General features: G+C 71.9%; 22 protein-coding genes. 12 read left to right on the forward strand and 10 right to left on the reverse strand.

All coding sequences use genetic code 11. The features are described from left to right. Window positions 1–46: 46 nt before the first annotated feature. Window positions 47–631, forward strand: coding sequence for a DinB family protein (locus tag HCJ94_RS22200; RefSeq protein WP_168002969.1), 585 nt, complete (start codon window positions 47–49; stop codon window positions 629–631). A gap of 1 nt (window position 632) precedes the next feature. Beyond that, window positions 633–1070 carry a VOC family protein gene (locus tag HCJ94_RS22205; protein WP_168002970.1) on the forward strand — a complete coding sequence of 146 codons (438 nt, stop codon included), beginning with the start codon at window positions 633–635 and terminating at the stop codon, window positions 1068–1070. 52 nt (window positions 1071–1122) lie between these two features. Here the strand turns inward: HCJ94_RS22205 and HCJ94_RS22210 are convergent, their stop codons facing one another. Continuing rightward, window positions 1123–1566 carry an SRPBCC family protein gene (locus HCJ94_RS22210; RefSeq protein ID WP_168002971.1) on the reverse strand — a complete coding sequence of 148 codons (444 nt, stop codon included), beginning with the start codon at window positions 1564–1566 and terminating at the stop codon, window positions 1123–1125. A gap of 15 nt (window positions 1567–1581) precedes the next feature. Further along, on the reverse strand, window positions 1582–1965 hold the full coding sequence (locus tag HCJ94_RS22215; protein WP_205801699.1) for an ArsR/SmtB family transcription factor: 384 nt from the start codon (window positions 1963–1965) through the stop codon (window positions 1582–1584). 179 nt (window positions 1966–2144) lie between these two features. On the opposite strand from HCJ94_RS22215, the gene HCJ94_RS22220 reads away from it, so the two are divergent. Continuing rightward, complete coding sequence (locus HCJ94_RS22220) at window positions 2145–3413, forward strand: IS110 family transposase (protein WP_168002972.1); 1269 nt, start codon at window positions 2145–2147, stop codon at window positions 3411–3413. A 91-nt stretch (window positions 3414–3504) separates the two neighbouring features. Here HCJ94_RS22220 and HCJ94_RS22225 read toward each other — a convergent pair whose 3' ends face one another. After that, window positions 3505–3966 carry an SRPBCC family protein gene (locus HCJ94_RS22225; protein ID WP_168002973.1) on the reverse strand — a complete coding sequence of 154 codons (462 nt, stop codon included), beginning with the start codon at window positions 3964–3966 and terminating at the stop codon, window positions 3505–3507. A gap of 130 nt (window positions 3967–4096) precedes the next feature. Here HCJ94_RS22225 and HCJ94_RS22230 point away from each other — a divergent pair, with 130 nt between their 5' ends. Then, window positions 4097–4711, forward strand: a complete 615-nt coding sequence (locus HCJ94_RS22230) for a GNAT family N-acetyltransferase (RefSeq protein WP_168002974.1) — start codon at window positions 4097–4099, stop codon at window positions 4709–4711. Between the two features lie 16 nt (window positions 4712–4727). Here the strand turns inward: HCJ94_RS22230 and HCJ94_RS22235 are convergent, their stop codons facing one another. Beyond that, window positions 4728–5513: a class I SAM-dependent methyltransferase gene (locus HCJ94_RS22235; protein ID WP_168002975.1), complete on the reverse strand. Its 786-nt coding sequence runs from the start codon at window positions 5511–5513 to the stop codon at window positions 4728–4730. 206 nt (window positions 5514–5719) lie between these two features. Here HCJ94_RS22235 and HCJ94_RS22240 point away from each other — a divergent pair, with 206 nt between their 5' ends. Then, the gene (locus HCJ94_RS22240; protein ID WP_168002976.1) at window positions 5720–6394 is read left to right on the forward strand and encodes a hypothetical protein; all 675 of its coding nucleotides are present in this window, start codon (window positions 5720–5722) and stop codon (window positions 6392–6394) included. A gap of 331 nt (window positions 6395–6725) precedes the next feature. Next, window positions 6726–7196 (forward strand): class F sortase, encoded by a 471-nt coding sequence (locus HCJ94_RS31545; protein ID WP_373684400.1) that lies wholly within the window; start codon window positions 6726–6728, stop codon window positions 7194–7196. Between the two features lie 30 nt (window positions 7197–7226). On the opposite strand, the gene HCJ94_RS22250 is transcribed toward HCJ94_RS31545, so the two are convergent. After that, entirely contained in the window at window positions 7227–8300 is a 1074-nt protein-coding gene (locus HCJ94_RS22250) for an NAD-dependent epimerase/dehydratase family protein (protein WP_309227381.1), read from the reverse strand. Then, window positions 8297–9307 carry a trypsin-like serine peptidase gene (locus HCJ94_RS22255; protein WP_240944422.1) on the reverse strand — a complete coding sequence of 337 codons (1011 nt, stop codon included), beginning with the start codon at window positions 9305–9307 and terminating at the stop codon, window positions 8297–8299. The genes HCJ94_RS22250 and HCJ94_RS22255 overlap by 4 nt, the downstream gene beginning before the upstream one ends. Before the next feature lie 424 nt (window positions 9308–9731). Between HCJ94_RS22255 and HCJ94_RS30960 the strand changes: the two genes are divergently transcribed. Continuing rightward, the gene (locus tag HCJ94_RS30960; protein ID WP_168002897.1) at window positions 9732–10154 is read left to right on the forward strand and encodes a DUF6223 family protein; all 423 of its coding nucleotides are present in this window, start codon (window positions 9732–9734) and stop codon (window positions 10152–10154) included. Window positions 10155–10183: 29 nt separating this feature from the next. On the opposite strand, the gene HCJ94_RS22265 is transcribed toward HCJ94_RS30960, so the two are convergent. Further along, on the reverse strand, window positions 10184–10846 hold the full coding sequence (locus HCJ94_RS22265) for a response regulator (protein WP_168002979.1): 663 nt from the start codon (window positions 10844–10846) through the stop codon (window positions 10184–10186). Next, window positions 10843–11988: a sensor histidine kinase gene (locus HCJ94_RS22270; protein WP_168002980.1), complete on the reverse strand. Its 1146-nt coding sequence runs from the start codon at window positions 11986–11988 to the stop codon at window positions 10843–10845. Before HCJ94_RS22270 ends, HCJ94_RS22265 begins: the two co-directional genes overlap by 4 nt. A gap of 97 nt (window positions 11989–12085) precedes the next feature. On the opposite strand from HCJ94_RS22270, the gene HCJ94_RS22275 reads away from it, so the two are divergent. Next, entirely contained in the window at window positions 12086–12826 is a 741-nt protein-coding gene (locus tag HCJ94_RS22275) for a transglutaminase domain-containing protein (RefSeq protein WP_168002981.1), read from the forward strand. 49 nt (window positions 12827–12875) lie between these two features. Here HCJ94_RS22275 and HCJ94_RS22280 read toward each other — a convergent pair whose 3' ends face one another. Beyond that, window positions 12876–13775 carry a LysR family transcriptional regulator gene (locus tag HCJ94_RS22280; protein ID WP_168002982.1) on the reverse strand — a complete coding sequence of 300 codons (900 nt, stop codon included), beginning with the start codon at window positions 13773–13775 and terminating at the stop codon, window positions 12876–12878. An 81-nt stretch (window positions 13776–13856) separates the two neighbouring features. Between HCJ94_RS22280 and HCJ94_RS22285 the strand changes: the two genes are divergently transcribed. Together HCJ94_RS22285 and HCJ94_RS22290 are read left to right on the forward strand one after the other, a co-directional pair. Further along, entirely contained in the window at window positions 13857–14843 is a 987-nt protein-coding gene (locus HCJ94_RS22285; protein WP_168002983.1) for a DMT family transporter, read from the forward strand. A 216-nt stretch (window positions 14844–15059) separates the two neighbouring features. Beyond that, a complete protein-coding gene (locus tag HCJ94_RS22290) occupies window positions 15060–17219 on the forward strand; it encodes a transporter substrate-binding domain-containing protein (protein ID WP_168002984.1) in 2160 nt (719 codons plus the stop codon). 78 nt (window positions 17220–17297) lie between these two features. Here HCJ94_RS22290 and HCJ94_RS22295 read toward each other — a convergent pair whose 3' ends face one another. Continuing rightward, window positions 17298–18002: a VOC family protein gene (locus tag HCJ94_RS22295; RefSeq protein ID WP_168002985.1), complete on the reverse strand. Its 705-nt coding sequence runs from the start codon at window positions 18000–18002 to the stop codon at window positions 17298–17300. Between the two features lie 206 nt (window positions 18003–18208). Here HCJ94_RS22295 and HCJ94_RS22300 point away from each other — a divergent pair, with 206 nt between their 5' ends. Both HCJ94_RS22300 and HCJ94_RS22305 read left to right on the forward strand, forming a co-directional pair. Beyond that, entirely contained in the window at window positions 18209–18748 is a 540-nt protein-coding gene (locus HCJ94_RS22300; RefSeq protein WP_168002986.1) for a GNAT family N-acetyltransferase, read from the forward strand. 97 nt (window positions 18749–18845) lie between these two features. Then, window positions 18846–19205, forward strand: a complete 360-nt coding sequence (locus tag HCJ94_RS22305) for a hypothetical protein (protein ID WP_168002987.1) — start codon at window positions 18846–18848, stop codon at window positions 19203–19205. Window positions 19206–19271 lie beyond the last annotated feature (66 nt).

Below are 19271 nucleotides of genomic sequence, written 5' to 3' on the forward strand. Positions count from 1 at the left end.
CGAATCTAGGAACGATCCTGTCCGCTATCTGCGACAGGGTGGGGCCATGACCGACCAGACCTGGAACCCCCTGCTCCGCGAGCAGATCGCGTGGCACTGGACCACGCAGCTGCGCGACCGCCTCGACGGACTCACCGACGACGAGTACTTCTGGGAGCCGGCGCCCGGCGGCTGGAGTGTGCGCCCGCGCGGCACCGGCACCGCACCCGTGCAGGCCGGGTCCGGCGCGATGACCATCGACTTCGCGATGCCGACGCCCGAGCCGCCACCGTTCACGACGATCGCGTGGCGGCTCGGGCACGTGATCGTCGGCGTGCTCGCGATGCGCAACGCCGCGCACTTCGGTCGCGCGGCCACCGACTACCAGTCGTTCGAGTACGCCCCGACCGCGGCCGCCGCGCTGGCGCAGCTCGACGCGGAGTACGCCACGTGGCTGGCCGGGGTCGAGTCCCTCGGCGACACCGGCCTCGCCCGCCCGTGCGGGGAGGCGGAGGGACCGTACGCCGAGCGTCCGCTGGCGGCGCTGGTGCTGCACATCAACCGCGAGCTGATCCACCATCTGGCGGAGGTGTGCCTCCTCCGTGACCTGTACCTGCACACTGACCACCAGACCCGACAGGAGGCGAGCTGAGATGGCCCGCGACGTCCAGATCACGTTCGACAGCGCCGACCCGGCCGCGTTGGCGGCCTTCTGGGCCGAGGCACTCGGCTACCGGTTGCAGGACCCGCCGGGGGACTTCGAGTCGTGGGAGCAGGCGCTGGAGGCGATGGGCGTGCCGCCGGAGCGGCGCAACGACGCCTCGGCGTTGGTCGACCCGGAGGGCGCGAGGCCGCGGCTGTTCTTCCAGCGGGTGCCGGAGGGCAAGCAGGCGAAGAACCGCGTACACCTCGATGTGCGGGCCGCGCCCGGGCTGGAGGGCGACGCGCGGATGGCGGCCCTGGAGGCGGAGGCCGAGCGGCTCGTGTCGCTGGGTGCCACCCGGCTCCAGCGCCACGAGCCCGCTCCCCCGCTCGGCACCGGCCACATCGTGATGGCCGACCCCGAGGGCAACGAGTTCTGTCTCGACTGACTGTGAGCCGCGCGGCCGGCGGGCCGGTGCCAGCCGGCCGCGCGGCAGCGGGTCAGTGCCAGTCGCTGATCCGCACGTCGCGCGGGTCGGGGGCGCCTTCCCCGGTCTCGAGGAGCTGCTTGAGGCTCATCAGGTAGGTGGCCCACTTGGTGCTGCAGTGGTGCATGAACTCGACCGGCTCCCGCCAGCCCTCGTGCCGGAACAGCACGATCGTGTAGTCGCCGTCCTGGCGGAGATCCCACTGGATGCTGGTGCCGATCCACTCCGGCGGCCCGTCCACGACGTCCCAGCGGACCAGCCGGCCCGGGTCCAGCTCGGCGACCTTCATGTCGAACCCGCCCGGCCGGAACCGGAACTCGATCACGCCGCCGAGGTCGGTCTGCCCCGACGTCTTCTCGGTCCACCAGCCGGACAGGCCGTCCAGAGTGGTGAGCGCGGCGTACACCTGCTCCGGCGAGGACTGCTCGACGCCGATGCGGTGAAGGATGTCTGCCATCTCCCGTGTGCCTCTCTACTCGTTCTTCCCGGTCTCGTCGGTCGTGTCCGTGCCGCGCTGGATCGTCTCGGCGATGCGCTTGATGCGCTGGAGGCGGCGGTCCCAGGCGGCGCCGACGTCGGCGAGCTGGGTGACGGCGCGGGCGAGCTGGGCCTGATCGACGCGGAACTGCTTCTCGCGGCCGGCGGTGGTGGCGTGCACCAGGCCGACCCGGTCGAGGACGGCGAGGTGCTTCGCCACCGCCTGCCGGGTCACCGGCAGGTGCTCGCTCAGGCTGGTCGCCGTCCCGCTGCCGTCGCTCAGCAGCAGGTCGAGCATCCGGCGGCGGGTCGGGTCGCCGACCGCCGACCAGAGGTCGTCGTCCACCAGCACGCTGATGGCAGTACCTTCCTTCGTCATCGGAGACCCCCGGGGAACGCTCCACACGCTTGTCCCGAGAGGACTGACATGAGACGGCGTCCTCGGGGGTCGCCGGCGCAGGCCTGACGCCTACGAGGGTGTTGTCCCGTGAGGACTGGTCCATCAGCACGGCGCCGTGCCTGCACCGACCGTGATCGTCGGCGGGAAGGAGGCGAAGGTTGCTGGGAGTCGGTCTGGACTGGGCCGAGGACTACCACGACGTGGCGTTGGGTGTACCGGGTAAGGGGGTGATCGAACAGTTCCGCATCGACCACGGCCCGGCCGGGGTGCAGCGGCTGGTAGCTCGGTGCCTGGCGCTGGAGCCGGACCCGGCTGAGGTGCGGGTGGTCCTCGAAACCCGGCATGGGCTGCTGGTCGAGGCCCTGGTTGATGCCGGGTTCACCGTGCTGCCGGTCAACCCGGATCTGGTCGCGCGGCGGCGTGGACCGGCCAAGAAGAAAGACGACGCCGAAGACGCCCGGATCTGCTGCCTGCTGGCCTTGGATCAGTACGCCGAGCTGCGCCGGCTGGTCCCGCACGGCGCGCTGGGCGCTGAGCTGCGGGCCATCGCCCGCGATGACGAGCGGGCCGCCCGCGACGAGCGGCGGCTGTCCAATCGGTTGCGCGCCGACCTGCTCGCAGTGTTCCCGGCCGCGATCGACATCGCCGACGGCGACCTCGGCTCTGCGGTGTTCCTGCGCCTGCTGGAACGCTGGCCCTCGGCGACCGAACTGGCCGCCGCCGGCTACGACGACATCGAGGCCCTGGCCCGCGCCAACCGGCACGGCTGGCCCGACCGATTCGCCGACCGGGTGGCCGCTGCCCTGGCCGAACCCCGGCTGGCGGTGCGCCCCGAGCTGGCCCGCGCCAAGGCCGGCAGCATCCGCCTGGCCGCGGCCCAGTTGCTGCTGCTGCGCGCCCAACGCCGCGTCTGGCAGCACCGGATGGGCGAGATCCTGCTCGGCGGCGCCCGCTACGGCCGGGCCAAGCAACCCAAGGATCCCCAGCCGGAGAACGCGTTCCCTGGCGGCGAGATCTACCTGAGCATGCCTGGCCTGGGTGATCGTCTCGCCGCCAGGGTCGCCGGTGAAATCGGCGAACACGTCGAGCAGTTCGCCACGCCCAACGCCCTGCAATGCTATGCCGGCCGAGCCCCGGTCACCCGCCGCTCCGGGCGCAGCGAGTACATCGTGGCCCGCCGCTTGGCCTACAACCGCTACCTCGGCAACGCCGTCCAGCAGTGGGCCTTCTGCAGCCTGCGACAGTCGGCCTGGGCCCGCCAGTTCTACGACGCGAAGATCGCCACCGGCAAGAGCCACAACGCCGCCCTGCGCGCTCTCGGCAACCGCTGGCTGGAAATCCTGTGGCACTGCCTGCGCCTCGGGGTCCTCTACGACGAAGCGACCCATACAGCGAACCGACAGCGACACCATGCCCTCGCGGCATGAGGTTGACGGAGGATGTCTCATGCCGCTGCCTCCCTCCGGCCGGCACGAGGCTCGTCCGCGCCGTGCCGGATGATTCGCCGGCTGCGCTCGCTCATGCGGCCGATCCGACCTTCGCGGCGTACGCCGGCAGCCGCGACAGGAAGTGGTCCCAGCCGCTGACGTGGTCGGCGTACTCGGCGGCGACCTTGGCCTCGTCCCAGCCGCGCTCGCGGAAGCCGCTCTCGGTCATCCGCAGGAGCGTCCCGTCGCCGGCGGGTTCGAGCTCGAAGACGACCAGGAACGAGTTGTCCTGGGCGGCGGTCTCCCCCTCGGCGTGGGTCCAGCGGAAGGAGAAGTGCCGCGGCGGCACGGCGTCGACGACGGTGAACTGCACCCAGGTGCCGCCCTGCGTGGGGTCCCCGAAGCAGATCCGCCCCGCTCCCCCGGGCACGGCGGGGAACTCCGCTTCGTCCGGCCACCACTCGCGCAGGTGCTCGGGGCTGCTCACCACGTCGAAGACGACCTCGGGTGAGGCGTCGATGTGGATCTCCCGCTCGATCGTTCCGTACTCCATGCCCGCCACCTTTCGCAACGTTTGGTTGCACATCAGGCTAGCCGACGCGTCGGCCATGCGCAACCGTCGGTTGCGCATGGCGGGCCAAATCGGATCGCCGCACCGGGAGGCGTCGTGCGATCGTTGCGGTGTGCCCCAACCGATCTTGCGCACCGACCGCCTGCTGCTGGTCCCGCTCGCCGACCGGCACCTCGATCTGGAGGTCCAGCTCGACTCCGACCCGGAGGTGCTGCGCTACCTCTACGGCCGGGCGCGGTCCCGGGACGAGGTGGTCGCCTCGCACGCGCAGCGGATGGCCCTCGCCGGCAAGGTGGACGGCCTGGGCTACTGGATGGCCTTCGGCACCGACGGCGGGGCGCGCGGCTCGACGCCGCCGGCGCACGAGGACGAGGGCGACTTCGTCGGGCTCATGATGCTCCCACCGGCGCACGGCCCCGACCAACCCGACGACCCCGCCGTCAGCGACCTGGGCTACCGGCTCCTCCGCCGGTGCTGGCGGCGGGGCCTGGCCAGCGAGGCGTCCCGCGCCCTCCTGCGGCACGCCTTCGACACCGTCGGGCAGCGCCGGGTGATCGCGCAGACCATGGCCGTGAACACCGGGTCCCGGGGCGTGATGGAGGCCGTCGGCATGCGGTACGTCCGCACGTACTTCCCGTCCTGGGACGACCCGCTGCCGGGCAGCGAACAGGGTGAGGTCGAGTACGAGCTGACCCGCGAGATGTGGGAGCCGACTCGACGCGGCTGACCGTGGGTCAACGGGGCTAGAGCCTACGCGCCAGCCACAGCCGCGTGGTCAGCTTCTGCTCAACGACGCCGCCGTGCGCGTCGACGAGGTCGGCCAGGGCTCGGTGCAGGCGGGACCGCTGCTGCTCGGGCAGCATCCGGTGCGGGGAGAACGTGGACAGCAGGGTCAGGTAGCGGGCGGTGTCGTACGGCACCACCGTCACGATCCGCTGCTCCTCGACGTCGGTGAACCACGGTGAACCGCGCAGTTCGTCGGAGTGGAACACGCCCGGGTGGCGGGTGTGGACCGGCCGCCCGGGCTGATCGGCGATCTCCGGCGCGAGCTCCAGGTAGACCGCGTCCATCTCCGCGCGCAGCCCTGCGTCGGCGAAGCCGAAGTCGTGCCCGAAGACCGCGAGCACTCCACCCGGACGCAGCGCCTCGGCGGCCAGGCGGGTGCGCCGGGTGTGGTCGACCCAGTGCCAGGCCTGCGCGCTGGCCAGCAGGTCGACGCCGCCGGGCGGCGGGCTCCAGTCCTCGAACCGGCCGACCACCACCGACACCAGGTCGTCGCCGTTGAAGCGGCGGGCCAGCAGCGCGGCCATCGCCGGGTCGGGTTCGACGCAGGTCAGCGGTACGCCGAGGCCGCGCAGCAGCACCGTGCCCTTGCCCGTCCCCGCGCCCGACTCCACCACGGCCCTCGGCGCCCGGCCCGTGTACGCGATGATCAGATCCAGGATCCCGGCCGGGTAGCCCGGCCGGACGTCGTCGTAGGCGTCGGCGACCTCGCCGAACACCCGCTGCTGCTCCCGTGGCGCCGCCATGGGTGGACCCTACCGAGGGCGGCGCATCAAGGAGCTGGGCGGACAGAACGGTCCTTACCTCCCAGAAGACATGAATTAACTACTTGTGGCATGGCGCGCGATACTTGTTACGAAACCTGGAAGTTCCTCTTATTTCGTGTGAATCGGCTTAGCGTTCGACATGGCTCGTCCTCCAGAGCCACCACAAGAGAGTGAGGAACAGTTCGATGAGTTTTCTGACCAAGCTCGCCGGCGGCGTGGTGCTGGGCAGCGCCGCCCTGCTGCTCGCCGCGCCCGCCACCGCGCTCGCCGCGACCGACGACGGATCCAAGGACCGCAAGACGTCGGACCGGGGGCACGAGTCGGACCGGAAGTCGGACGACAAGCCGAAGACCTTCGACCTGAAGGACAAGAAGGGCAACGGGGTGATCTGCGCGACCACCAAGCAGATCAACGAGCAGAACATCAACCAGATCATCAAGGACAACACCATCGAGGACAGCGTCGTCACCTTCAACCTGAACGCGGCGCAGTCGGCGACGAACGACAACCGGACCCAGCCGAACACCATCGTCGTCTGCATCCGCGACCTCGACGTCGCGGTGGACGTGGAGGCCGACCTCCTCGGCGACCTCCTCCGGATGGTCGAGGCCGCTTCGCCGGCGGGCCAGCGTGCCGGCACCACCGCCGGCACCACCGCCGCGCCCGGCGGCGCGTACGCGGGTCCGGAAGGAGCCTTCGTGCTGCCGAAGACGGCCGGCGTCGCGGCCGGTGACGGTGGCGCGTTCTCCGACACCGACACCGGTGCGCTGACGGCGGCCGGTGCCGGCCTGATGGGCGTGGGCGTGCTCGGTGGCATCGCCCTGCTGCGTCGGCGGTCCGCCAATGGCACTGCCGCCTGAGGCGGCGAGGAGCGCCAGCGGCCGCCACGGTTTCCCGTGGCGTGCCGCTGGCTTCACCCTGGTCGTCCTTGTCATCCTCACCGGAGCAGGCTTGGTCGCGCTCGCCGCCACGGCTCCTGATCCGGTCGGGCCGCCCCCACAGCCCGACCCGGCCGCCGCACCCGAGTTCCTTCCGGCGCCGTCGGCGGACGAACCCGCCACGGCAGCGCCGACGCCGAGCGGAGCCAGCGCGTCGCCGGCCCCCGGCGGGCGGCGCGTTGCCCACGGCCGTCTCGAGGGCGACCTCGGGCCCGCCGCAGCCCGCCCGTCTCCGGCGCCGAAGGTGGCCGCGATGCCGCGATCGCAACCCACCCGCGTCCGGATCCCGCGCATCGGCGTCGACGCGCCGACGGTCGCGCTCGGGCTGGACCGGAACCAGCAGATCGCGGTCCCGCCGCTGAACCAGCCCAAGACGGCCGGGTGGTACAAGCTGGGGCCGACTCCCGGCGAGGTGGGGACCGCGGTGGTGGTGGGCCACGTCGACTCCCGCGTCAGCGGACGGGCCGTCTTCTTCCGCCTGGGCGCGCTGAAGCCGAAGGACACCATCGAGGTGCTCCGTCAGGACGGCAAGAAGGCGACTTTCGTCGTCGACGGGGTGGCCCGCTACCCGAAGGCCAAACTCCCGCTGAACCAGGTCTACGGCCACACCGGCACGGCTCAGCTCCGGTTGATCACCTGCGGTGGCGCCTACGACAAGGCAGCGAAGTCGTACAAGGACAACATCGTGGTGTTCGCGACCCTGGCCACCGGCCGCACCACCTGAGGCCGTGGTCCGCCGAGAGGCTCCCCTCGATCACGCGAACAGCTCCCGGAACCCCTCCCGCCACGACGGGTACGCGAGGCTCAGCCCCAACTCGGCCTTGGCCCTGGCGTTACTGGCGGCGCGGAGCTGGGTGCCGTAGTACACGGCCTGAACGCCGATCTGCTCCTCTGCCTGCTCGGCGGAGATGCGCCGCGGCGGAGGAGCGCCCAGGATCTGCGCCAGGTACGGCAGCCACTCAGCCTGCGGGGCGGGCTCGTCCCCCACGACGTTGTAGACACCGGGCCCTCCCCGGTCGACCGCCTGCACGGTGGCCGTCACCGCATCGCGGACATGAACGAACGGATAGCGGCCCGTGCCCTCGCCGACGATCGGCAGATCGCCAGACTCGATCGCGGTTGCCCATTCGCCACCCGGCCCGATCGCGGTGCCCTCGCCGTAGAGAAAGCCGTACCGGAGGACGACGCCCTCGATCCCCGGTGTGCCCACCACGAGTGTCTCGGCCGCGATGTTCGCCTGTATGTGGGTCCGGATCGGCTCCGGGGCGTCCAGGTACAGCGGCGTCGACTCGTCCGTGGGTCCCGATCCCGGCTCGGTCATGAAGCTGGCGCTCTGCGCGACGACCCGACGGGTGCCGGCTTCGTGGGCCGCCGCCATCAGCGTCTTCGTTCCCTCGCTCCGCAGCCGGTTGGTCGTCTCCAGCCATTTCCCGTAGTCACGGGAGGGCGCGGAGAGCGCCGTGATCTGGTTGATGATCACTTCGGGTGCGGCGTCGAGAACCGCCTGGCGCACCGCCGCCTCGTCGAGCCCGTTCATCAGTGCCGGCCGCGCCCCGAGCGTCTCGACGACGGAGACGTTCTCGCTCCGGTGAGTGCTGGCCGTGACGTCGTGGCCCCGGTCCACCAGCGCCTGGACAAGGGGCCGGCCCACGACCCCGGTTCCCCCCGCGACGAAAATTCGCACTGCGTCTCCTCGCTGTAATAGGTGGCTCCACCCCCGGTCCCCATCGTGGCCTGCGGCTCTGTGTTCGGTGAACCAATCGGGCAAGCTCGCCGCACGTGAGGAGCCCCGGCCATGGGCCGGGGCTCCGTGGGACACGTGACTCACGCCGGGGAGAGACCCTCCGCGAAGTCGTAGAGGCTCTTGATGTCGTTGTCGAAGTACGGGCCGTCGAATTGACCGTTGCCCGGATTGTCGCCGTGGCTCACGACGCTGTTGATGTATCCGAGGCCATTCGAGTCGTTGTATTCCTGGAACCACGGTCCGCCGCTGGAGCCGTAGGTCATGTTGCACCACATCCGGATCTGCTGGCCGCCGGCATACCAGGTGCCGCTCTGGCAGTAGTACTGGATCTCGCCGCCACCGAGGTTGGACGGGTAACCGAGGGCGGTGATCAGGGGAATGTTGTAGCCCCAGTTCCACCGCAGGCCGTTGCCGCCGACCGTGTCGACGACCTTCAGACCCCAGTTACCGCCGTTGTGCATGATGGCGATGCCCATGTCCTCGTCGAGGCTGCTGTTGGCGACCCACGCCGTGCGGGCCGTGAGCTGGTAGGCCACGAACGTGCCGAACGGGCGGGCACCGCTGCGGTACCGCGGCACGAACTGCCAGTTGCTGTACCACTGCCCGCCGCGGCCCTGGTGGACGCAGTGACCCGCCGTCATGACCAGCCGGCGCTTGCCGCTGTTGACGGTGCTCGCCGAGCACGAGGCGGTGCCGCCGGTGGGGGTGGTGAAGTAGACCTTGCCGGTGGTCTGTGACTCGTTGAGCTGGATGCTGACGTCATCGTCGCTGGCGATGGTCGACGCCACGGGCGCGACCGTGCCAGCCGGTCCCTTGGGCCTCGGCGCCCGGTCCGGCGACTCGGTGGCGCTTGCGGGCTTCTTGATGTCCAGGTCGACGGCGCCGGCCATCCGCTCCGGCGTCCAGAACGCGGCGACCTCCTCGGCGATCTTCGCGTTGGTGATCGCACGACCGTCACTGGTGCGGGCGACGGTGGTGGCGTTGCCGTTCCGGTCCACTGTGGTCGGCTTCGCCTCGGCGGCCGTCGGTCCGGTCACGACCAGCGCGAGTGCCAGGCCGGCCGTTGCGGACCATCGCAGGGTTGTTTTCAAGTGCTGCCCCCTTTTTCTCGGTGCCCCCAATTGGGCCACCGAAATGTATCGACGCCGCAATGTAATGGGATGGCAGCTACCTGACACTGACTTTTTGGCGACCGAGAACATGAATGGCAATCTTCACGGAAATGAGAACGGCGCCCAGCTTGAGCAGCGGGTTCGTCGTCGGCCGCGCAAATCCCAGCGTCGCGAATCCGCGTTCTCCGCTTGTTCCTGCCGACGAGTGGGAATTGCGAATCCGGCAACGAATCGAAATCCCCATTCGATCCGGAGTGGAGGGGAAGACAACCGCGGTGGTACGACGCCGCGAGCGCGCGCAACCCCGGTGGTACGCCCACTGGCAACTCCGGCATGACGACCGGTGACCACACCCGCACATACGCTGCCGCCGGTACTCGTCACGCGAGCGAAGGGGTCCTCGATGTACGTCCGTCACCTGCTTGTCGCCACCGCGTCCGCCGTGCTCGGGGGGTTCGGGTCTGCCGCCCCGGCGGCCGCGCACGTCTCGGCCCAGCCGATCGCCGCCAGCGCCTACACCATGAGCGCCGGGCGACTCGGGGCCAGCGTCGCCGCCGTGCTGGGGCTGGCCGGCGTGGTCATCGGCGGGCTGGCTCTGGCCCGTCCCGCCAGTCGTGTCGGCACCGGCTCCGGCCGGCTGGGAGCCACGGTGGCCCTGCTGGCGGGGCTGATCGGCGTGGCCCTCGGCGGGCTGGTGGTGGCCACGTCCGACAGTGGCATCGGCACCGGCAACGGTCGCGGCGGGGCCTACGTGGCCCTGGTGGTGGGGCTGGTCGCCGTCGTCCTCGGCGGGCTGGCGCTGGTTCGCTCCCGCCGCACCGTCTGACCGGCCGCCCCGGCCCCGCGGGATCGTCGTCAGGAGGGGGCGAGCCAGCCGGGAACGGCCAGCCCGGACTCGTACGCGAGGATCACCAGCTGGGCCCGGTCGCGGACCTGGGCCTTGGTCATGATCCGGCTGACGTGTGTCTTCGCGGTGGCCGGGCTCAGCACCAGCCGCGCCGCGATCTCGTCGTTGGACAGGCCGGCGGCGACCAGCGCCATCACCTCACGCTCCCGCTCGGTGAGCGCGCTCAGCCGCGGGCCCGGGTCCGGGTGGGTGACCCGGGCGGTGAACTCGGAGATCAGCCGGCGGGTGATCGACGGCGCGATGAGTGCGTCACCGCGCGCCACCACCCGCACCGCGTGGATCAGCTCCGCCGGCTCGGTGTCCTTGACCAGGAAGCCGCTCGCGCCCGCCCGCAGCGCGCCGTAGACGTAGTCGTCCAGGTCGAACGTGGTCAGGATGATCACGCGGACGTCGGAGCTCGTGGTGATCTCCCGGGTGGCGGCCAGCCCGTCCTGCCCGGGCATCCGGATGTCCATGAGGACGACGTCCGGCCGCAGGTGCCGGGCGAGCCGCACCGCCTCGGCACCGTCGGCGGCCTCGCCGACCACCTCGATGCCGTCCTCGCCGTCCAGGATGGACCGAAACCCGGCGCGTACCAGGGTCTGGTCGTCGGCGACCAGCACCCGGATCACGACGGCGCTCCCGCCGGCGCCGGCCCGGGCCGCAGCGGCAGGCGGGCGCGCACCCGGAAGCCGCCGTCCGGCCCGGGGCCCGTGGTCAGCGAACCGCCGAGCGCCCGGGCCCGCTCGCCCATGCCGTGGATCCCGTTGCCGGCGGGGCCCGGTGCGCCGGTGCCGTCGTCCTCGACCTCCACCACCACCTCGTCGTGGTCGGGCCGGACCCGGACCACCGCCGCGGTCGCACCGGCGTGCCGGGCCACGTTGGTGAGCGCCTCCTGGACGATCCGGTACGCCGCCAGGTCGACCTCCGGTGGCAGCGGCCGGATATCGGCCAGCTCGGTGCGGATCTCCAAACCGGACCGTCCAGCCGTCGTGACCAGCTCGTCGAGGCGGTTCAGGCCGGGTGCGGGCGCGGTCGGCGCCTCACCCTCCTGCCGCAGGATGCCCAGCGCCGTACGCAACTCCCGCAGCGTCTCCTTGCTCGTCTGTTTGATCGCGATCAGCGCCTGCTCGGACCGGGTGGGGTCGGGACGGTGCAGCGCGGCGCTCGCCTGCACGTTGATCAGCGAGAGGTGGTGGCCGAGCACGTCGTGCAGCTCGCGGGCGATGCGCAACCGTTCGTCGGTCGCCCGGCGCCGAGCCTCCTCCTCCTTGCTCTGCTCCGCGGCGAGCACCCGGGCCTGCGCCTCGGCGAGGTAGGCCCGGCGGTTGCGGGTCACGCCGGCGATGACGGCGACGAGCCAACCGGCGTGCAGCAGTGTCGCCCCGTTCCCGCCGTCGGCTGTCCTGTTGTTGCCGTCCGCGACCGCGAAGGCGACCACCGAGGCGAGGCCGAGCCCGATGGCGACCGTGAGGTGTCCCTCGTCGACGACGGTGTAGAGCGCCACGACGAACACCAGCATGATCGGCCCGGGCCGGTGCAGCAACGCCCCGTACGCGCCGACGGCGGCCAACGCCACCACGCCCACCGTTACCGGATGAGCGCGGCGGAAGTGCAGCGCACCGGAGGCGGCCAGCACGGCCAGCAGCGCCGCCCACTCGGCGGCGGTGTCGATGCCACGCGACTGCACCACCAGGCCGACGAAGGCGACCAGGCCGACCACGAGCACCAGGGCGATGTTCGCCGCGCGGCCGTGCCATCGCCACGTCACCATGCGCCGAAGCCTAACCTCCCGCCGCTGGGATTCCAGGCCGAGGAAACGGGAGTGCACGTGTTGACCCTGACACGATGTCATGGGGAAGGCTCACCGCATGGACATCGACGACTACCGGACGCACTCCCCCTACAGTGACCCCCGGCATCACCGTCTCCTCCTCGACGCCGTGCCCGCCGACATCGCCACCGTCGCGGCGACCGCCCGCAACGTGATCGTCCACTACCGCGCCGGTGGCGTGGAGCTGCCCGCGGACCGGATGGACGAGGTGAACCGCCGCTGGGTGGACCGCATCCTCGACACCGACCAGTCCCGCTTCCCGTTGCCGCTCACCACCGCGCGTCCGGTCGCCGACCGCGTCGCGGGCTGCTGCCGGGACCACACGCTCCTCTCCGTCGCCGTGCTGCGGCAGCACGGCGTCCCCGCCCGCAGCCGGGTCGGCTTCGCCTCCTACTTCACGCCCGGTTGGCACCACGACCACGTGCTGGTGGAGTACTGGAACGGCGAGCGCTGGGTCTGGGCCGACCCGGAACTCGACCCGGCCGGTGCCTGGTTCATCTACGACTACGTCCTGCACGAACTCGCCCACCGGCAGAAGGACGAACTGCTGCTGTGGGACGGCTTCGGCGCGATGACCGGCGACATCGCGGGCGCGGATCTCACGCTCGCCGACGAGATCGCCGCGCTGCTGCTGGCCGCCGACGACGGCGACGAGGCCGCGGAGAAGGCGCTCGCCGACCGGTACGCGGCCGACGCCCGCCTGCGCCCCGGCCCCGAGATCCGCAGCGTCTCCCCCGTCACCGGCGTCTCCACCACGGTCGACCTGCGCCGCGGGTGAACCGGCCGCCGGCCGGCGCACGATGCCGGCGGCTCATCTGGAGATGGGCCTACTGCCCGTACGCGGAGGCGGCGGCCTCCCGCAGCGCGGCGAGCGCCGTCCGCACCGGCGGTGTGTGCTCGACCGCGTCGTGCACCACCACGTGGATCGACCGGAGCGGCGTCGGACGGACCACCCGGACGCTGGTCACGCCGTGGGGCAGGTGTGCCGCGCCGAGCGCCGGGAGCACCGTGAGGCCGATGCCGGCCGCGACGAAGGCGAGCGCCGTCGGGTAGTCGTGCGCCTCGACCCGGAAGGTCGGGCTGAAGCCGGCGGCGGTGCAGGCCTCGATGAGGTTGGCGCGGCACCAGCCGCGGGCGAAGTCGTTGTCGACCCACCGCTCGTCGGCGAGGTCGGCCAGGTCCACCTCCTCCTGCCCGGCGAGGTGGTGCCCGGCGGGCAGCACGGCCACGTACGGGTCGTCGAGGAGATGGTGGGCGGTGAAGCCCGAGCCGGGGTCGAAGTCGGCGCCCGCCACGACCACCTGGAGGTCGGCGCGTTCCTCCCGGCTGTCCGGAATGTGTTCGCGCAGTTCCAGGTCGAGTCGCACACCGGGGTGTTCGGTGAGGACGCGCCGCACCACGAGCGGCATCCACGCGGCACCCACCGACGCGAAGTACGCGATGGACAGTGCGCCGGTGCGGCCTGCTCGCAGGTCCGCGATCAGCGACTCGGCCGCACCGAGGCGGTCGAGCACCCGGTCCGCCTCGGCGGCGAGGGCGTGCCCGGCGGCGGTGGGCCGCAGGCCCCGCCCCGCTCGGGCGAGGAGGGTGAGGCCCGTCTCGCGCTGGAGCGCGGTGAGGTGCTGGCTGATGGCGGACGGGGTGTAGCCCAGGTTGGCGGCGGCCGCCTGGACGGACCCGGACGCGACGACGGAGCGGAAGACACGGAGGCGGTGGACGTCGAGCACGCCACAACAGTAAAGCCTGGCTAAACAGTTGTGAAGGAACAGTCGCTGGTGCTGAACATTCGGGCGCACGAGAATCGGCACATGACGCCTGCGCAGCTCACCGCCGCCCCGAGCCGGCCGGACACCACCGAGGGCGACCGCGCCCGCCCGGCGTACCCCCGGTCCTGGCCGACCGTCGCCGCCGCCGGGACCACGGTGTTCCTGTGGGCGTCGGCGTTCGTCGGCATCCGCTTCGCCGGCCACGACTACTCCCCCGGCGCCATGGCGCTGGGCCGCATGGCGGCGGCGTCCATCGCGCTGAGCGCGTTCGTGGCCTTCACCGCCCGGCTGCGACGCACCCGACCCCAGCACGCTGTGCGGGACGCCCCGGCGCCCAGCCGGGCCGCCCTGCCTCGCGGCGGCACCCTCGGGCTGGTCGCGCTCTGGGGCGTGGCCTGGTTCGGCGGGTACAACGTGGCGCTCAACGCTGCCGAGCGGCTGGTCGACGCCGGGACGGCGGCACTGCTGGTGGCGGTCGCACCCATCCTCGTCGCGGTGGCCGCGGTCCTCGTCCTGGGCGAGCGGCTCACCGGCCGGCTCGGCGTCGGGGTGGCGATCGCCTTCGCCGGCGTCGCCCTGATCGCGGCCAGCGGCTTCACCGGGCACGCCGACAAGGTCGGCGTCGCGCTGGCGCTGCTCTCCGCCCTGCTGTACGCCTTCGGCGTACTGCTCCAGAAGCGCCTGCTGGCGCGGGTGGACGCCGTGACGATGACCTGGCTCGGCGCGCTGGCCGGGACCGCGGCGCTGCTGCCGTTCGCCCCCACGCTCCTCGGACAGCTCGCCACCGCCCCGCCGGCGGCCACCCTCGGCATGCTCTACCTGGGCGTGTTCCCGACGGCGGTCGGCTTCCTCGCCTGGGGTTACGTCCTGTCCCGCTGGACCGCCGGGCGCACCACCGCCGCGACCTACCTGGCGCCGCCGGTGACCGTGCTGCTGTCCTGGACGCTGCTGGGCGAGGTGCCGGCGCCGCTCGCCCTGCTCGGCGGCGCGCTCTGCCTGACCGGCGTGGTCCTCGCCACGCGCCGCTGACCGACACGACGAGATGACAAGCGCTCAGCGCATCCGGCTCGACCGCGAGCCCGATCCCGCCGCCGGTGTCCGGTTGGAGACAGCCGCGATGACTCGCACAAGGTGCGTGGCACAGTACGGTCGGTGATCTGATCAGCGGTCAGCGGCAGCCCGGTGGCCGGTCGTACGTCAACCGCGGTCGGTAAGGACACCGCCCGTCGATGACCGGATGGTGGCATGCGTGTTCCCGCTCGCCCACGCCTGGGTGGTGCCCGCCCGTCGATGCCGTCGCGAGGCATCCTGGTCTTCGTCGCCCTGGTGCTGGCGGCGGTTTCAACGATCACTTTCGCCGTGGACGAACCGAAGTCGGCGACCGTTTCGGACTACCTGAGCCGTTCCTCGGTCGCAGGTCGCCAGGAGCTGCGGATCGGCGTCCTCGTCGACCAGCCACTCGGGGCCGCGCGCGACCTGTACGGGGCGAGCAACGGCTTCGACGTCGACCTCGCCCTCGCCCTGGCACGTTCGCTCGGTATGACCGTCCGCTTCCGGGCGGTGGACCCGACCGATCGGCTCTCCGCCCTGGTGAACGGCCACGTCGACCTCGTGTTCGCCGGCCTGCTCAGGACGCCGGAGCGGGAAGAACTCGTCCAGTTGGCCGGCCCGTACCTGGAGGGGGGCCTGGTCGTCGCGACCCGGACCACGTGGCCGCCACCGGCCAAGAAGCAGTCACTGTGTGTGGTCACGGGATCAATCGCCGAGCACGCCGTCGTGCGGACGGGTTCGGTGCCGTTCCGTCACTCGACCACCCGCGACTGCCTCGCCGAGGTGCTCGCCGGCCGCCTGGACGCTGTCGCTGGTGAGGACATCCTGCTACGCGGCCACGTCCGCGCCGCGGGCGGGCGGCTGAAGCTCTTCCCACTGACTGCGGAGCAGCAGGTGCAGCCCTACTTCATCGGCGTCGTCCCCGGGGATCCGTTTCTGAGGACGGTCGTCAACTCGTTCCTGCACGCCAGCTACGTCCGGGGGGTGGAGGGCGCCTGGCAGCAGGCCGCCGACCGCCATCTCGCCAAGGGTGGGTTCACCGGCCGTCAGCCACGGCCGGAGGGAATCATGTTGCGCGGGGCCGGAGACGGACCGCGCGAGAGCAGTCCGCCCGTCGGGATGCCGCCTGGGGTCACCACCGACACATCACGGTCGGCGCGCCGGTCGAGAACATCCGCGTACCGACGCCGCCGCCGCGTGGCGCGGCGCTCCGTCCAGCTCAAGGCCGGACCGGGCCCGGCGACCTCCGTACCCGCTGATCCACCGGCACCGCCGGGCGGGCCGACGGCGGCCCAGTTGACCAGGAGCAGTCCGCTGTCGCCCGGGGCATGGTCGCTGCTGTTCGGTGTGCCGGTCGCCGTCTCGGCGCTCTACCTGTGGATTCAGTCCGGCGGCGACCGCCAGTTCACGCTGATGCTGGCCCAGAGCGTGAACCCGATCAACTTTCTCGCGACGGTCAGTCTCTCCGTGGTGTGGATCTTCCCTGCGGTGCCCGCGCTGCTCGTCACCGTCGGCGCGGTGGTGCTCAGCAGCGCGGTCGACCGGGCCGACCGGCAGCGCCTGTGCGCCGCGTACGCGGTGGCTCGCTGGACCGCACGGACCCCCGGCTGGATGATCTGGGCGTCCATGGTGGCCGCCGCCGCCAGCACGCCCCTGGTGTTCGCCCCGGCCTGGGCGCTGGCGCTCCGCGTCGCTCGCCAACCCGCGGTCACGGAGCGACCGGTGGCCACGGCACGCTGGCCGCGGTGGCTCGCCCTGTGGGCCTTGGGGATGATCACCGGCGCGCTCGCCCTCCGGGCACTCGCCCGGGGCGAACCCGCGCTCGCCCTGACCATCAGCTGGCCGGTGCTGCTGCTCCTGGCCGGGGTCGACACGCCCCTGCGGCCCACGCACGTTCCGGCCTTCCTCCGGACGAGTGCCGCTCTGGCCGCGGTGCTCGCGCTCGGTGTCGTGTACGCCGTGGTGACCACGCCGATCCTGCCGTCCACCGCGCTGCAGGTCGCCCCGCCGGCGCCGCCGAGCAGCACGCCGGGACCGAGTCGAACCGGGACGGCCGCCGACCCGGACGTCGCGGCGGTGGACCCGCCGCTGCGCCATCTGCGTGGGTACGTGGTCTCCGTCGACGACGAGTACACCACCGTCCTCTCCGACGCCGGCGGGGTCGAAGCGGTCCGCAACGACGAGGTCAGGTCACGAATCTCGTGCCCCAGCCTGACCGACCTGCCGGGGGACTCGACGACGGTGTTCGGCCTGCCCCTGCGCGAATCGCTGCTGAAGGCGCTCGCGCGCCAGCAACGCCCGTCGACGCTGGAGGATCCGCGGTGCATCATCCACGTCGGCGCACCCTTGCGATGACCGTCCAACGAACTCGTGTCCGCCTCCAACGCTGTGCACTCGCACGCCAGCCGGCCGGCGCTGGGAGACCGCGCGTGGTCAGTTCCCTCTCAGGCAGAACTCGTTGCCGTCCGGATCGGCCAGCACGACGGCGTCGTCGTCGTAGACGTCGAGTCGGGTGGCCCCGAGGGAGACCAGCCGCTCGACCTCCGCCTGCTGGTCGCCGCCGGCCACGGCGAGGTCGAAGCGCTGCCGGTTCCTCCCCTGTTTCGGGGCTACCGGCGGGCCGCCCCACGCGACCTTCGTGCCGCCGTGCGGTGACTGGATCGCGGTCTCCTCGTCCTGGTCCCACACCAGCGGCCAGCCCAGCGCCTCGCTCCAGAAGAGGCCGGCCTCGCGGGTGCCGTCGCAGGCGAGTTCCCCGAGCAGGCCACACCCGGCGAGGAAGTTGTTGCCGGGTGGGATCACGCAGAACTCGTAGCCCTCGGGGTCGGCCAGGACGACGTGCCGCTCCTCGGGGCGCTGCCCGACGTCGAGGTGGCCGCCGCCGAGCCGCAGCGCCGTCGCCACCCGGTGCTGCTGGTCGGCGGGGCTGTCGCTGGTCAGGTGGAGGTGCATGCGGTTCGGCCGCACCAGTTCCGCGCGGCTCGGGGCGAACCGGAGGCTGAGCTGGGTGTCGTCGCCGGGCAGGAGCGCGCCGCCGGCGTCCTCGACGACGTCCCGGCCGAGCATGCCGGCCCAGAACCGCGCCAGGCGAGCCGGATCGCGCGCATCGAAGGTCACCGCCACCAGTCGCGAGCTCATCAGGCCACCGTAGAGACGGGCCAGCAGGGCAACAACGAAATAAGCTGGTCACCGGGTCGGGCCGACCAACGTCACCAGCGAATCCCTTCCGCCAGCCCGCGCCCGGGGGGCCCCGCAGCCATGCCGCCCTTTCCGATCGAACGGCGTATGGAGTTGTGGCAGATAACCCAGTCGATGCTCGCCATGCCGGCTGTTAGCGTCGTGCCGTGTTCGCCACCGAACGGGTCCGACTGCGCCCACCCACGCCTGACGACGCGCCGAACCTGTTCCTTCTGAAGAGCGATCCCGAGCTGCACCTGATCACCGACGGCGAGCCGTTCCTGCCGCGCCACGTCGGCCAGCTCCGGGCGTGGCTGGAGAAGCAAACCACCGAGCCGCCCGACGGCCAGTCGCCGGTGTTCCTGCTGGCCGAGACCGTGGCCGACGGCACGTTCCTGGGTCGCGGCGTGCTGTGGGGGATCAACACGTTCAACGGGTACGCCCATCTCGGCATCGCGCTGGTCCCCGAGGCGCGCGGCCAGGGGTACGGGACCGAGGTGATCCGGCTGCTCTGCCGGTACGGCTTCCGCAACCGCAACCTGCGCCGGCTGGAACTGGAGACGCTGGCCAGCAACGTGGCCATGCGGCGGACCGCGGAGGCGTGCGGCTTCACGCAGGAGGGCATCCAGCGGGAGCGCGAGTACGACGGCGACGGCTTCGCCGACTTTGTGCTCTACGGCCTGCTCCGGCGCGACTGGAAGCCGTAGCCGGGCGGCTGCCCACCCGGTTCGATCCGGAACTACGCCCGGCCGGACCGCGAGCGGGAGCGCGGTGCCACCGGGCGACGCGTCGCTACGCTGGGGCATGCTCGAAGCCGGCAGCCGCATGCGTCACCAGCCGCCCCCACTGGCCGTCGTCTTCGAGGCGCTCACGACGCCCGACCGTGATCCCGCGCGTCCCTGGCTGCGGCTGCTCGACGACGAACAGGCACCCCGGGTCGTGCGCGCTGAGCACCCGCACCTGGTCGTCTGGTCGTCCCTGTGGCCACGGCGGCCAGACGCCGAGGTGCATTTCCACCTGGCGGCCGACGGTAGTTACGGAACCCAGCTGCGCTGGACGCTCCTGGTCGCCGAGCCCCTACCGGACCCGTCGCTGCTCGGGCACCTGCGGAAGCGGCTCAACCTACTGATCAACGAGAACCTGCGCTCCACCTTCGGCCAGTAGGCCAACCATCCCCGACGCGGCACGCTCACCGGGTGAGGCCCACCAGCGTCGCGAGCCGCGCAACGC

Source organism: Micromonospora thermarum (assembly GCF_012034245.1).
Taxonomy (GTDB): domain Bacteria; phylum Actinomycetota; class Actinomycetes; order Mycobacteriales; family Micromonosporaceae; genus Micromonospora; species Micromonospora thermarum.